Genomic DNA, 12,700 nt, shown 5'->3' with positions numbered 1-12,700 from the left:
CCCGGCCTCGGGGGCGCGGGGCGGCGGGGGTACGGGTGTAGTGCTTGTCGGGCTTACGGCGCGGGCGCGGGCTCCGGGGTGGGCTCGGGCTCCGGTGCCGGGGCCCAGGTCGCGCACAGTTCGGCGTAGGCGGAGCGGCGGTCCTCGAAGTCGGCGAGCGCGGCGGCGACGGCCCGCTGGACGGCGGTCGGGTCGGGCACGGCCGGGACGCCGTTCTTCGCCTCGACGACGGCGAGACCGTAGCCGCGGAGGGTGGCGTCACCACCACTGCCGGTCCTGGCGAACTCGGCGGTGACCTGCACCGACGGGTACTGGCCGGTGAACGGGTCGCGTTCCAGGGTGTACCCGAGGCTGTTGTCGTGGACGCGTACGGAGAGGGTGTGGCCGTTCTCGATGACGGTGGCCCGGCCGGCGTAGTCGATGACCAGGCCCCAGGGCTGGGTGGGGTCGATGTTCATGGTGGGTGCTCCTCGCCGGTTCAGGTCTGGGTGCCGTACATGCTGACGGGCTGGGCGTACACCGTGCCGGTGCCGCTGGCGATCCTGGCGTGGATCTCGACGGTCATGACCTTGCCGAACTTGGTCCCGAAGTCGACGAACGGCAGCAGGCCGGTGTGGTCGAAGGTCTGTCCGGCGGCGACGGTCGGGCCGAACTGCACGCCGTCGACCATGACCTGCACCTGGCCGGTCGCGTTGGCGGACACCTTCGTGTACATCGCGAGACGCATCTTGGGCTGCCAGACCGGATTGAAGGACTGGGCGATGGCGGTGAAGGACGTGCTCGTGGTGGACGGCCACTTCGCTTCCTTCAGGTGGTCCACCGGCGGCATCAGCTGGAGCCACGGCCTGGCGAGGCCGCCGGTCGCCATGTCGTCGGCGAACAGCTCGTGGTCGTAGGCGTCGAAGATCCGGAGGACCGGTTTGGTGGGCGGCGGCTTGACGGGGTCGCGACTGATCTCGGTGATGAGAGGCCGGGTGTTGACCGCTGTGGACAAGGCCTGGATCCGGCGTTCCATCTGGATCAGCCGGTCGATGATGTCCTCGGGCAGCAGTGCCATCAGGTCCTCTCAAGTGCGAGTTCGGCTGTGTCGGGGCGGCCGCGTTCGGCCGGCCGGACCTTGACGCCGACGATGCGGTAGCGGGCGTCGAGGCCCGTCGGGTGCCATTCGTCGGTGATGCGGATGCGGGCGGTGCGGCCGAGGAGCGCCGGGGGGACGATCCCGCCGAGCCGGATGCTGATCTCGGGGATCTGCACATGGCCGGCGGCCTCGTCGACGGCGGCCTGGGCGAGCGAGTTCAGCGTGGCCTTGTCGCTGACGTCGTTGTGGTCCGAGGACAGGTCGAGCTGGGGCCAGGCGTCCGGGAGCGGATCCGTCGGCTCGGCGAGGTCGGACAGGGTCGGCCTGGACTCGGCGCCGGCGTTGCTGTTGGTCGAGGCACCGCGGGCCATGGCCACGGTGCCGCCGCGGGTGGCGTCGTCCGGAAGGGAGTAGGACAGGATCGCGCCGGGCCGGTCGAAGATCATGTCGGTGGCGCCGTTGCTGATGGGCGAGCCGAGCCGGAGTTCGCGGATCCGCTTGCCGTCGTCCGGGTCGCGGTAGACGAGGATCTGGTACTCGAAGCCGTTGCTCTGCGAACCGAGCTGGTCGAGGGCGTCCTGGTAGACGGTCTCGTCGCCGTACCGCCAGGAGGCCGTCCGCGTGACGCCGGACAGCACGTTCTCATCGCCGAGGTCGATCTTGCTGCGACCCAGGCCCGGCGTCGACAGGCTCTTCCAGAGCTCGCGGGCGATGACGTACTGGTCGGTCGGCTGGGTGAACTTGGTCAGGAATTCGTTCGTGCGGATGCGCCGTCGGGCCGCGTAGGAGTCGAAGGTGGAGGCCTGGATGCCCAGGGTCACCACGCCCCGGTCGCCGCCCTGCAGGTTGGCGGTCCAGACGATGCCGCCCCACCACAGGTCGCCGCCGCGCTCCAGGTAGACCGTGGTGCGGCCCGGCTTGATCTTGTGGGCCCGCTCGGCGATGGTGCGGTCGGGGATGGGGACGGTGCCGGAGAGGGAGCCGGCCCGGCCGATGTAGTCCTCGAACGAGACGTCCCGCAGCGGCAGGATGTCGAGGGCCGTGTCGCTCATGAGGTCGCAGAAGATGGCCCGGTAGGGCGTGTCGAGTGCCATGGGACAGCCCCCTTACAGGACGTAGGTCGCGGCGAGGCGAATGTTCCGGCCGGCGACGAGGGCGCCGTTGGACGACCAGGTGCGCAGGTTGACCTGTCCGCCGGGCGTGATGAAGCCGCCGCCGTTGCCGAAGCCGTCGCAGGCGGAGGCCTCGTAGTCCATGGCCGGGCGCCATCCGGCGGGCAAGGTGCACAGCCCCTCGTCGATGAAGTTGCCCGCGCCGTCGACGTTGATGGTGGCGCCGTTGCGGGTGACCGTGACGAGGACGGTCGCGAGGCCCCGGGAGCGCCGGCCGGAGAAGGCCACCACCGTCCAGCCGGTCAGCGCGGTCGCGCCGGTGGTGGTGGTCTCCACCTCCACCGGCGGCTGGTAGGTGACCCAGGAGCTCCCGTTCCAGCGCTGGAGGGTTCCGAGGTGGTCGCGGAACTGGCCGGCGTAGCCGCCGGTGGAGAGCACCCCGGAGGGGGCGATGCCACCGATCTCCTTCGGGTAGGCGACCCAGCCGTTGCCGTCCCAGCGCTGGAGGAAGTGCGCGTTGTCGTTGTCCTGGTACTGGCCGGGGTAGGAGCCGGGCACACCGGCGTTGTTGTAGACGGGCAGGATGCCGCCCACGCCGACGAGGGTGGTGCGCAGGTCGGTGATGGCGGTGGACCAGGCGATGCCGCCGGTGCCCGCCGACGTCTGCTTCTCCACCCTGACCGAGAAGAGGGGGAGGGAGAGCGCGGGGGCGCCCGGGGCGGTCGGCAGTGCCTTCGGCTCGCCCCTGATGACCTCCAGGGCGGCTTCGCTCCTGGTCTGGTTGTCGAACTCGTCGTCGTACACGCGCAGGACGACGAGGTCGACGCGCGGGTTGACCGGATCGCCGTCCCCGAAGGTGAGGACGGTGTCCGCGTCGAGGGTGACGGGGTAGGCGCCCTGGGCGTTGGGGCCCTGGACGACGGCGCGCCCGGCGTAGACGGTCGCGCTCATGGGGCCGCTGTCGGCCATCTTGAAGCCGCTGACCCGGTACTTGCCGTCGGCCGCGCCGGGCAGGATGCCGGAGCGCGAGGCGAGCGGGTTGACCGGGGTGGTCGCGCCGAGGGCGGTGAGGCGGGTGGTGACACGGGTCTGCCCGGTCGGCGGGAGCCAGCCGCTGCGCAGTGCCATGGTTTTCTCCTGTCGGTGGGGGTGGATCCGGGCTACGGCAGCGGGTCGACCCTGATGAAGGTGTTGTCGAAACCGGCCTTGAGAACGGGGGTGGTGGGGGAGTTGACCTTGAAGAAGGCCGTGAGCGTGTACGTCGCGCCCGCGGTCAGGCCCGACTGACGGGTCATGGTGGACACCGAGACCATGTGCTGGCTGGCGGCGAGCGCCGCGTAGTCGTCCTCGAGGTCGCTGATGACCGTGGCGCCCTGGGTGAGCTTGAGCGCCATGAGCGCGTAGTGGTCGGGGCTCGTCGACCGCAGCTTGCAGCCGAAGGTGATGATGACGGCCTTCGACGGCGGGGCGACGAAGGAGAGCGTGAGCGGGTTGGTGACGCGGCCCCCGAGCGTCGAGGTGTACGTGGTCGACGTGGTGTCGCCGTAGTCGCGGTTGTCGATGAAGTACGGGCCCGCCACGACCGGGATCCAGCTGGAGCCGTTCCAGCGCTGGAGCTTGCCGGTCGTCGAGTCGCGGTACTGGCCCGTGTAGCTGGCCGGCGTGGTGGACGCGGACGACGGGATGATGCCGCCGAGCGCCGCCGGGTACGACACCCAGGCGCCGCCGTCCCAGCGCTGGAGTGCGCCGCCCGCGTCCTGGTACTGGCCGGGGTAGGCGCCCGGCAGGGACGCGCCCTCGACCGGGAGGATGCCGCCGAGGGCGACGACCGGGGTGCGCAGGTCCTTGAGCGAGCTGTCCCACGGGATGCCGCCGTTGCCCGCGCTGGCACCGGCGGGGACCAGCACCTCGTACAGCGGGAGGCAGCGCGGCGGGACGACCGGGGTCTTCGGGGCCTGCTCGGCCGCGCCCTGGATGACCTCGAGGACGGCTTCGGTGCGCGTCCCGGCGTCGTAGAGCTTGTCGTAGATCCTCAGGACGAGCAGGTCGATGCGGTTGTACGTGGCGTTGCCCGGCGCGAAGGTCACCACCTCGGAGTTCGGCAGGGTCACCGGGAAGACGCCCTGGGAGATCTCGCCCTGGATGACGGCCCGGCCCTCGGAGACGGTCGCCGACATGGCGGCGGACCCGAAGGTCCAGAAGCCGGAGAGCCGGTACTGGCCGCCGTACGAGCCGGGCAGGACACCGGAGCGGACCTGTACGGGGTTGGTCATGGTGGTGACACCGGTCTGGGTGAGCCGGGTGTCCTCGCGGGTCTGGCCGGTCTCGGTGACCCAACTGCTGCGCAGGTTCATGGGGTTTCTCCGTTCGGGGAGTCGGGGGGCGGTTCGGTGGTCGGGGGCGTCAGGACCTGACCCATTCGGCGGTGAGGTTGCAGGCGTAGCCCGAGCCGCCGAGGGTCTTGATCGCCGCGGTGTGGCTGTGGAAGCCGGCGAGCTGGAGGGTCTCGCCGGCGACGAGCCTGACCACGCCGCCGCCGCCCACGGTGATGGCGCCGTTGCCCGCGGGGGTGAGCCAGGTCATCCGGGACTGGCCGGCGCCGGCGACCAGGACGCGGGCGCCGCGCATGCCGGTCTGGGAGTCGTTGGACCAGGTGGCGTGCGCGGAGATGCGCCACCAGCCGGTGCGCGGCACGACATAGGTGGTGTTCGACGTCCAGGCGGAGGCGTCGTCGACCTCGACGGTGGGCAGGCTGAGCACGGTCCAGGTGTTGGGGGCGATGCTCTGTTGCTGGCCGGTCAGCCACTGCGTGGCGCTGAGCAGCACGGTCGAGGCGCCCTGGACGTACTGCCAGGCGGAACCGCTCCAGCGCTGCAGCCCGCCGCCGTTGTCCCGGTACTGGCCGGTGTAGCCGCCGGCGGTCGTGGTGTTCGGGGCGATGCCGCCGATGGCCTTGGGGTACGAGGCCCAGGTCGTGCCGTCCCAGCGCTGGAGGAGGCCCGCGGTGTCCCGGTACTGGCCGGTGTAGGCGCCCTTGAAGCCGCTGGCGGGCATGATGCCGCCGAGGGCGACGGCCGGCCAGTGCTGGGTGGTGACGGCGGTGGACCAGGCGATGCCGCCGGTGCCGGCCGAGGTGCCCTTCGGGACCCGGATCGTGTAGAGCGGGATCGTGCTGCCGGGCCCGGTGAGCGGGACGGCGGGCGTGGCCGCCGGAGTGCCCTCGACGAGCCGTACGACCGCCTGGGTGTCGCCCGAGCGGTCGTAGGTGTCGTCGAGCACGGCCAGTTCGATCAGGTCGATCCGGTCGTTCTGCGGGTCGCCGTCCTTGAGCGTGAAGCTCTCCGGGGCGGTGACGGCGACGAGGTAGGCGCCCTGGGCGGTGTCGTTGCCCTGGACGATCGCGCGGCCGGTGCCGATGGTGGCCTGCATGGGCGCGCTGCCGGTCAGGACGAAACCGCCGGGGACGATGCCCGCCCGCGAGCGCAGCGGGGTCTCGTCGGGGCTCTGGCCGCTGGGGGTGAGCAGGGTGGCGAGGGTCAGGCGGGTGTCCTCGCGGGTCTGGCCGGTGGACTGGAGCCAAGCGGCGCGTACGGTCATGGTTCACCTCTCCGAAGGGGGTCGGCTCGGGGTGGCCTGCGTGGGCCGGGTGGTTCGTGGGCCGATGCGGAGGAACCGCCGCCGGCCGCCGCTCAAGGGCGGCGGCCGGCGGCGGACGCCTGGCGCGTCCTCGTCACCACTCGGCGCTGCGCCAGCGCACGGTCATCAGCGCGTCCTCGGTGCCCGATTCCGGCCGGAAGGACAGGTCGGTGCGACCGGGATCCAGCACGAACAGCTCCTCCGGGGTGGAGTCGGCCATCGCGGTGTGCAGGCGGGAGGCGGAGTTGTTGAGCATGACCGTGCCCGCCCGGGTGTCGACGGTGAGTTCGTCGCCGGCGGTCAGGTCGATCGCGTACCGCAGCCGGCGCCTGCTGATCCGCTCGGTGACGGTCGGCATGGAGCACGGGCCGCGGAAGACGATCACCGGGTGGACCGGGGCCGAACCGGTGTTCTCGACGACGGCGTCACCGGTGCTCTTCGCCTGGCCCCAGGAGAGCGGCCAGGTCAGCGGCCAGGTGAGACCCGACTCCGGCTGCGGGGGAGTCGTCGTGGCGGTCTGCTCGTTGACGACGTACCGGCGCGGGTCGGTGGCCAGCCACTGGACCGACATGCGGGAGCTGCCCTGGGTGGCGAAGCCCTGGTCGGCCGGGACCACGCGCTGCGCGATCCGGGCCCGGACGCAGAGCAGCTCGCCGTGCAGCCGGACGGTGAGCCACCGCTCCTCGTCGAGGAGGGCGAGCGACTGCCGCAGGGCGCGGACGGCCGCCGTGGTGCCGCCGTACTCGGGCATCAGCACGATCGTGCCGCCGACCTTGCGCGGCTTGGCGTACCGGGCGCCCGGCCAGGCGCCGTGGGAGGTGGGGCGGTCGGCGTCCGAGGAGTCGTACTCGGGCAGGTCCTCCCAGCCCGACAGGCCGGACTTGTCGACGGCGAAGGGGGTGCCGGGGCCTATGAGGAGCCCGGCCCACTGCATCTGCCCGTCCTGGGTGATGAGCGAGCCGGGCGCGAGGTCGGCGGTGTAGGAGTTTCCGGCGTACTGGGTCGTGGTCTCGGCCATGGGGCCGTCACCTCACTTGGGATGGGGTCGGCGGTGGGCGGTCAGCGGGGTCCGGCGACGGCGGGCGGTCAGCGGTGGGCGGCCGGCGCTTCGCGGTCGGTTGCGTCCGGCGGTGGGCGGCCGGCACTTCGCGGTCGGCCGCGACCGGCGGTCAGCGGTGGGCGGTCGCGAGGAAGAGCAGGTCCTCGGCGGTCGACCGGGGACCGGCGCCGGGCTCCTCGCGGAACTCCCGGACGCGGTGCGGCCGCGGCAGCGGTTCGGTGAGGGCCGGGACGCGGCGGTTCTCCAGCTGGGAGAGCGAGTCGATGCGGTAGTCGTCCGCGGTGCTCGGGGAGACGATGCCGCCCTCGGCGAGCATGGGGAGCTTGTCGAGTTCGACGCCGAACTTCTTGCCGGTGAGGGGGATCTCGAAGCTGAGCTTGTTGAGCCCGTCGATGATCCAGTTGACGAAGGCGATGAGACCGTTGATCGGTCCCTTCACGACTCCGAGCACCGTGCTCAGCGCGCCCTCGATCAGATCGCCGATGCCCCCCAGGGCCCTGCTCACCGCGTCCTTGGCGGTACGGAAGAAGCCGGGGATCTTGTCGGTGATCCAGGCGACGACCGACCGAACGGCGCTCTTGATGCCGCCGATCGTGCGGGAGGCGATGCCCCGCAGCGCGTTCGACGCGGAGCGGACGGCGGAACCGATCTTGGAGATCCCGCCGATGGCCGATCCGACGATCTTGAGCGCGGTCTTGAAGACGGTCAGGTACGCCTTGACGTAGGTGGCGATGGCCTGGCCGAGGGCCTTCATGAACGGCTGGATGAACGTCCAGACCGCCTGGAAACCCTTCAGGGCCTGCTGGAAGACCTGCCTGATGATCCGCTGGCCCGTCTCGGAGTTGACGGCCAGTTCGATCAGGTACGCGGCGACGGGCACGATCAGGCCGACGAGGAAGCCGAGCGGGTTGGCCCGCATGGCGACGTTGATGCCTGTCATGGCGACCGACGCGATGGTCATGACGGTGCCGAAGGTGCCCATCATCGTCGAGATGACGTCCGTGACGGGCAGCAGCGGCAGGAGGATGCCGAGGATGGCGCCGGCCCCCCTGCCGATCTTCCCCGCGGCGGTACGGGCCTTGCCGGCGGCGGTGCCGATCCGTTTGACGCCGGCGGGGGCGGTGGAGCGGCGGATCCTGCCCATGGCGGTGGCGGCGCCGGAGGCGTTCTGACCGAGGGTACGGAGGGGGGCTCCGGCGTTACGGGCGGCGCCGGCGAGGGCGCTGACGCCGCTCGACGCGCGCTGGACCGACTGCCGGAGGTTCTTCAGGGCGCCGGCCGTTCCGCCGATCCCTTGTTGCAGGTTGCGCATCGGCCCGACGGCCGCGCGGAACCTGGGCATGGCCACGAGCGCGGCACTCATGCGCGTGCTCCACGCGCCTTCACGAGGTACATGAGCGCGGCCGCCGTCGCGTGCGGGTCACTGCCCCGGGCCGCGTGATAGTGCTCGATGTGCAGCCCGGCGCCGACGCCCGCGCCCTGTCCGCCCTGCGCCATGCGGGCGCGGCGGGCGGTGGAGGCGAGCAGCCGGTCCAGCTTGGAGAGCGGGAGGACGGCCTCGGCCTCGCCGGCCTCGGCGAGGATCGCCGGGACACCGCCGTGGCGGGGCATGACGACACCGCCGGTGGCGAGCATCGGGATGGTCGGCAGGTTGACGCCGAAGGTCTTGCCGCCGACGACCGGGACCCAGCCGGGGACGCTGACCTTGACGCGGTTGAGGCTGCCGATCATCGAGTTGATGAGGCCGATGACGGCGTTGATCGGGCCCTTCACGCCGCTCTTGATGCCGTCGAACGCCCGGGACGCGATGTCCTTGAGGCCGTTCCAGGCATCCGACATCTTGTCCTTGACGGCGCTGAAGGCCTTCGGGATCGCGCTCTTGATCCAGTTGACCACCGGCATGATGACGGCCTTGATGCCGTTCCAGACCGCGCTGATCACGGCCTTGATCGCCTTCATGACCGTGGTGATGACCGTCTTCCAGATCTTCACGTAGGTCTTGATGACGGTCGCGACGGCCTTGACGACGGTGGAGATGGCCTTCTTGATGCCGTTCCAGACCGTCTTGATCAGGGCGCCGGCCTTCTTCATGATCGGCCCGACGGCCTTCATGACGGAGCTGATCACGGACTTGATGGCGCTGAACGCCTTCTTCAGGACCGTCTGCATCGTCTTCGAGCGGAGCGCCATCTCGACGATCTTCTCGATGAGCGGCATGAAGAGTTCGAGCAGCCGGACGAGGAAGTTGCCCTTCATCGACCGGTTGAGCTTGTCCTGGCCCTTGGCGGCCTTGCCGGCCCCGGACTCGTACTTGGAGAGCTTGCCGCCGGCCGACTGAGCGGTGTTGCCGGCCTTCTTCATGGCGCGCTCGGCCTGGTCCGAGGCGGTCTTCAGGTTCTTGAGCTGGGTGGTGGAGCCCTGGGCGTTGGTACGGAGTGTCTTGAGCTGCCCGGACGCGGACCTGCCGGCGTCACCGACCTTCTTGACCGAGGTGCCGGCGCCGGACGCCTGCGTCTTGAGGGCGCGCAGGGAGTCGGACGACTTCTTGAGGGAACTGACGAGAGACATGGGTTACCTCCTTTCGGGGTGGGTGGGGGTCAGGTGGTGGCGCCGCCGAGCTCCTGGTCGAGTGACTGGACGGTGCCTCTGAGCTCCACGAACTTCGTGCGCAGGGTCCCGGTCGCCGTGGCGAGGTTGCCCACCGCCGTGGCCGAGTCCTGCACGCGGCGGGCCTGGGGGATCATTTCCGGCTTCAGGTCCTTCGCGGCGGTGACGAGCTCTCCGACCGCCTTGGCGACCTTGCCGATGTGCAGGGGGTCGGCCTTGCCCATCCGGTCGACGATCTTGCTGATGTTGCCGGCGACCGTGGCGAGCGTGGCCGCGTTGATCTGGCCGATGGCGTCGGCGACCTTCTTGACGGCGTCCGCGGCCTTCTGGGCCTTGCCCGGGCTCGGCATCTTGCGCATGTTGCTCTTGAAGTCGGGCGCCCTGTTGTTGAACTTCAGCAACTCCGGGTTCAGTAGCGTCAGCTGGTTGCGCAGCGCGTCGAAGTTGGCGTTCGCCGGGAGGTCGGCGATGCCGCCGGCGGCGACGCCGTTCCGTTCGTTCTGGATGTCCGTGAAGTTCCGTCGGCCGAAGCTGCCGTCGGGACGCATGCCGATGGTCTCGTTGTTGGCGTTCCGGCCGGAGTGCCACTTCTGCAGCTTGAAGACCAGGAGGGCGCCGAGCGCGATCATCAGGAGGGGGACGATGATGCCGCCGAGGGCGACGATGCCGGCGACGATGGCGGCCCCGATGCCCCCCTCGATGCCCTTCTTGATGATCTCGGCCACCGGTCCGAGGCCCAGCTTCTCCAGGACCTGTTCCCAGGTGGGCTTGACGACCTCCTCGGCGACCTTGTCCTGCTGTGCCTTGAGGTCCGCGACCAGCTTGTTGACGGGGGCCAGCTGCTGCTTGATCCAGCCGGTCGTGGGCAGCGGGTCGCCGTCGATCTTCGAGAGGTACTGGTGGTGGTCCTTCAGGTTGTCCGAGAGCTCGGGAATCGTTTTCGCTGGGTCGAATTTGAGGGTAGACATGGTTGCTCCGCTTCCGGCCCGTGAGGGCCAAGCGCCGAAAAGCCCCTGCCGGTCCCGGCAGGGGCTTGTTCGTCTGGGGCAGCGGGGGCGGCTAGGCGTCCTCGTCCCGGCGGGATCCGCGTCGCGCCGTCGCGAGGGCGTCGTTCCAGCCGGCCGTGTACGCGAGGGTCTCGCAGCGGGAGACCTCGGCGTAGAGGCTGCCGAGCAACGCTCTCTTGTCGAGGGCGACGGGTCCTTCGAGGAGCTGGCGGAGGCGGTCCTGGAGCGGGATGTGCGGTGGCGATGCCTCGGCCTGCTGAGTCATGGACGCCTGCCTTCCGGTTGCTTGCCCGTGCGTGTGTGGCGGCGCCGCGGAGTCAGGAGCGGGGGCACCACGTATGTTCGAACTACTGTGCGAACAGAGTGTGGAACATCTGTTCGAGGTTTGTCGAGCGGGAAACATCTGACGGCGTGTCTTTTGGCTGGTTCCCCGTACGGGTTGGCGGTCGATCAGAGCTTCTGTTCGACCGGGTAACCTGGAGGACGCGTTCCTCGGGCCCGACCATCTCGGGGAGCGAGGGGCGCGAGGGGCGCGCGGGGACCCCAGGGGGCTGGAAGGCAGTACTGACGCATGGACACGGAGCCGGGAGCGAACCCACGGGAGCGAGCCGTCGACTGGCTTGCGACCCACCCCGATCTGCCCCACCTCTTCGCACGCCTCTCCGAGCTCGTGCACGTCCATGGGCACGCCCCCGAGGACCTCGTCGTGATGCTCCGGAGCGAGGTGGACCGTCGCGAGACGAACGCCTTCACCTCCGGCTGGGCCGAGGCCGTGTCCGACGAACTCCCGCGCATACGCCGGGAGTACGAGAAGCGTGTCGCGGACGCCTACGCACAGGGGCAGGGTGACGCGCGTGGAATCCGCCGCCCCCAGCGCCGGCTGGACGGTGGCCAGGACGGTGCCCGGGTCATCACCCTGCCCTTCGCCCGTCTCCTCGAACCGCCGGCCGCCGTCGTCGAGGCCGAGGAGCGCGTACGCAGGGAACGCGAGCTGTTCGACCAGCGGTCCGGGCCGGAGCCCGAACCCCCCGCCGCTCCCGCCCCCCTGCCGGATCCCGAGCCCGAACCCGAGCCCGAGCACCAGAAGGAGCCGGGACCGGAGTCGGAGCCCGACGTCCTGTTCACCGCACAGGAGAGCCGTACCCGCAGGAACGCCCAGACCGTACGGAAGGTCGTCCGCGGCAAGGGCGGACGTCCCATCGTCCCGCCGCTGGCCGACGTACCCGCGCAGACCCCGACCGGCAGCGAGCGCCGGACCGCCGAGTCCACCGGAGCGGAGACGCGCGCGGGTCAGCCGCGCCGGCTCTCCGAACGGGCCAGGGCCCTGGAGCAGGAGATGACCTCCGAGCGAGCACAGGAAGCGCCCCCGGAGTCCGCTCCCTGACGGGAACGGGCGCCGGGGGCCGCGGGGGTGTGGCTCGCCGGCGTCAGCCGAAGAACCGGACGAGCTGTCCGGGGGAGATCTCGGGGGTCTCCGCCCCGGAGGAGCGCACGTCCTGTCCTCCGGCTTCCTCGTCCTCGGCCTCGTCCGTGCTGCCCGGACGGGGGACGGGCTTCGGCGGATCGGGCTGGTCGCTGTCCTCGGAGCTGTTGACGCACTGGAACATCCAGTTCGCGACGGCCAGATGGTCCACCGTCGCCGCGAGGAGGTGGTCGGTGATCGACCACTCGGCGGCCTCGCCGTGGAGCTCGCGCTGGAGGGCGCTGTCCCGCGGCAGATGCTTGATCAGCGCCAGGACCCGTCTGCTGGAGAGCTCCTCGCGGTGCCAGTCGAGGATGTCGAGCCCGTAGTAGCGGATGAAGTCCGCCTCGAGGGCCTCGGCGTGTTCGTCAACGAACTCGACGAGGCTCAGTCTTCCCCCAGGCCGAGCCCGGTCTCCTTGCCGTAGGCCTCCAAGATGGCGGCGATGTCCTGCACGGTGACGTCGTGCTGCTCGAAGCGGTTGAACTGCTCCTCACCCATCAGGAGTGCGAGCAGGCCGTCCACGTCGTTGTCGTCGAGCTTGCGCAGCGCCTTCGCGGTGGCGCGGCTCAGCTCCGTCGGAAGGGTGTAGGACTCGCCGTCCAGCTCGAAGGACCACTTGCGGCCGTGAGCCTCCTGGCGCTGGGCGCGGGCGGCGTTGACGTCGAAACGGGCCATGGGATGCGTACTCCTTGATTCGGGTGACGGGAAGGAAGAAGGAGGAGGGGTGGGGCGGGA

14 protein-coding genes are annotated in these 12,700 nt (G+C 70.5%); 1 reads left to right on the top strand and 13 read right to left on the bottom strand.

All coding sequences use genetic code 11. The features are described 5' to 3' along the window. Positions 1–53: 53 nt before the first annotated feature. From ACIRB7_RS02725 to ACIRB7_RS02675, 11 genes are all read right to left on the bottom strand, one after another. Entirely contained in the window at positions 54–458 is a 405-nt protein-coding gene (locus ACIRB7_RS02725; protein WP_403591304.1) for an ATP-binding protein, read from the bottom strand. Positions 459–478: 20 nt separating this feature from the next. After that, positions 479–1,057 carry a hypothetical protein gene (locus ACIRB7_RS02720; RefSeq protein ID WP_403591301.1) on the bottom strand — a complete coding sequence of 193 codons (579 nt, stop codon included), beginning with the start codon at positions 1,055–1,057 and terminating at the stop codon, positions 479–481. Next, the gene (locus ACIRB7_RS02715; protein WP_403591298.1) at positions 1,057–2,172 is read right to left on the bottom strand and encodes a hypothetical protein; all 1,116 of its coding nucleotides are present in this window, start codon (positions 2,170–2,172) and stop codon (positions 1,057–1,059) included. The genes ACIRB7_RS02720 and ACIRB7_RS02715 overlap by 1 nt, the downstream gene beginning before the upstream one ends. Before the next feature lie 12 nt (positions 2,173–2,184). Continuing rightward, positions 2,185–3,318, bottom strand: coding sequence for a hypothetical protein (locus ACIRB7_RS02710; RefSeq protein WP_403591296.1), 1,134 nt, complete (start codon positions 3,316–3,318; stop codon positions 2,185–2,187). A gap of 32 nt (positions 3,319–3,350) precedes the next feature. Beyond that, positions 3,351–4,544 carry a hypothetical protein gene (locus ACIRB7_RS02705; protein ID WP_403591293.1) on the bottom strand — a complete coding sequence of 398 codons (1,194 nt, stop codon included), beginning with the start codon at positions 4,542–4,544 and terminating at the stop codon, positions 3,351–3,353. 49 nt (positions 4,545–4,593) lie between these two features. Beyond that, the gene (locus ACIRB7_RS02700) at positions 4,594–5,787 is read right to left on the bottom strand and encodes a hypothetical protein (protein ID WP_403591290.1); all 1,194 of its coding nucleotides are present in this window, start codon (positions 5,785–5,787) and stop codon (positions 4,594–4,596) included. Between the two features lie 133 nt (positions 5,788–5,920). After that, positions 5,921–6,844, bottom strand: coding sequence for a phage distal tail protein (locus tag ACIRB7_RS02695; RefSeq protein ID WP_403591288.1), 924 nt, complete (start codon positions 6,842–6,844; stop codon positions 5,921–5,923). Between the two features lie 151 nt (positions 6,845–6,995). Further along, complete coding sequence (locus tag ACIRB7_RS02690; RefSeq protein ID WP_403591285.1) at positions 6,996–8,249, bottom strand: tape-measure protein; 1,254 nt, start codon at positions 8,247–8,249, stop codon at positions 6,996–6,998. After that, positions 8,246–9,454, bottom strand: a complete 1,209-nt coding sequence (locus tag ACIRB7_RS02685; RefSeq protein WP_403591282.1) for a phage tail protein — start codon at positions 9,452–9,454, stop codon at positions 8,246–8,248. The genes ACIRB7_RS02690 and ACIRB7_RS02685 overlap by 4 nt, the downstream gene beginning before the upstream one ends. A gap of 29 nt (positions 9,455–9,483) precedes the next feature. Then, positions 9,484–10,461 (bottom strand): hypothetical protein, encoded by a 978-nt coding sequence (locus tag ACIRB7_RS02680; RefSeq protein ID WP_403591279.1) that lies wholly within the window; start codon positions 10,459–10,461, stop codon positions 9,484–9,486. A 91-nt stretch (positions 10,462–10,552) separates the two neighbouring features. After that, positions 10,553–10,765 (bottom strand): hypothetical protein, encoded by a 213-nt coding sequence (locus ACIRB7_RS02675; RefSeq protein WP_403591276.1) that lies wholly within the window; start codon positions 10,763–10,765, stop codon positions 10,553–10,555. Positions 10,766–11,071: 306 nt separating this feature from the next. Here ACIRB7_RS02675 and ACIRB7_RS02670 point away from each other — a divergent pair, with 306 nt between their 5' ends. Further along, positions 11,072–11,884: a hypothetical protein gene (locus ACIRB7_RS02670; protein WP_403591273.1), complete on the top strand. Its 813-nt coding sequence runs from the start codon at positions 11,072–11,074 to the stop codon at positions 11,882–11,884. Between the two features lie 43 nt (positions 11,885–11,927). On the opposite strand, the gene ACIRB7_RS02665 is transcribed toward ACIRB7_RS02670, so the two are convergent. Further along, complete coding sequence (locus ACIRB7_RS02665) at positions 11,928–12,134, bottom strand: hypothetical protein (RefSeq protein WP_403591271.1); 207 nt, start codon at positions 12,132–12,134, stop codon at positions 11,928–11,930. A gap of 215 nt (positions 12,135–12,349) precedes the next feature. Next, positions 12,350–12,640, bottom strand: coding sequence for a hypothetical protein (locus ACIRB7_RS02660; protein WP_403591268.1), 291 nt, complete (start codon positions 12,638–12,640; stop codon positions 12,350–12,352). Positions 12,641–12,700: the final 60 nt, after the last annotated feature.

Source organism: Streptomyces sp. NPDC093795 (genome assembly GCF_044764665.1).
Taxonomy (GTDB): domain Bacteria; phylum Actinomycetota; class Actinomycetes; order Streptomycetales; family Streptomycetaceae; genus Streptomyces.
This window is presented reverse-complemented; position numbering and strand designations above follow the sequence as displayed.

Bases quoted from the DNA above. Each gene is read 5' to 3' on its own strand.
- ACIRB7_RS02725 (WP_403591304.1), bottom strand. From the start codon at position 458: ATGAACATCGACCCCACCCAGCCCTGGGGCCTGGTCATCGACTACGCC.
- ACIRB7_RS02720 (WP_403591301.1), bottom strand. From the start codon at position 1,057: ATGGCACTGCTGCCCGAGGACATCATCGACCGGCTGATCCAGATGGAA.
- ACIRB7_RS02715 (WP_403591298.1), bottom strand. From the start codon at position 2,172: ATGGCACTCGACACGCCCTACCGGGCCATCTTCTGCGACCTCATGAGC.
- ACIRB7_RS02710 (WP_403591296.1), bottom strand. From the start codon at position 3,318: ATGGCACTGCGCAGCGGCTGGCTCCCGCCGACCGGGCAGACCCGTGTC.
- ACIRB7_RS02705 (WP_403591293.1), bottom strand. From the start codon at position 4,544: ATGAACCTGCGCAGCAGTTGGGTCACCGAGACCGGCCAGACCCGCGAG.
- ACIRB7_RS02700 (WP_403591290.1), bottom strand. From the start codon at position 5,787: ATGACCGTACGCGCCGCTTGGCTCCAGTCCACCGGCCAGACCCGCGAG.
- ACIRB7_RS02695 (WP_403591288.1), bottom strand. From the start codon at position 6,844: ATGGCCGAGACCACGACCCAGTACGCCGGAAACTCCTACACCGCCGAC.
- ACIRB7_RS02690 (WP_403591285.1), bottom strand. From the start codon at position 8,249: ATGAGTGCCGCGCTCGTGGCCATGCCCAGGTTCCGCGCGGCCGTCGGG.
- ACIRB7_RS02685 (WP_403591282.1), bottom strand. From the start codon at position 9,454: ATGTCTCTCGTCAGTTCCCTCAAGAAGTCGTCCGACTCCCTGCGCGCC.
- ACIRB7_RS02680 (WP_403591279.1), bottom strand. From the start codon at position 10,461: ATGTCTACCCTCAAATTCGACCCAGCGAAAACGATTCCCGAGCTCTCG.
- ACIRB7_RS02675 (WP_403591276.1), bottom strand. From the start codon at position 10,765: ATGACTCAGCAGGCCGAGGCATCGCCACCGCACATCCCGCTCCAGGAC.
- ACIRB7_RS02670 (WP_403591273.1), top strand. From the start codon at position 11,072: ATGGACACGGAGCCGGGAGCGAACCCACGGGAGCGAGCCGTCGACTGG.
- ACIRB7_RS02660 (WP_403591268.1), bottom strand. From the start codon at position 12,640: ATGGCCCGTTTCGACGTCAACGCCGCCCGCGCCCAGCGCCAGGAGGCT.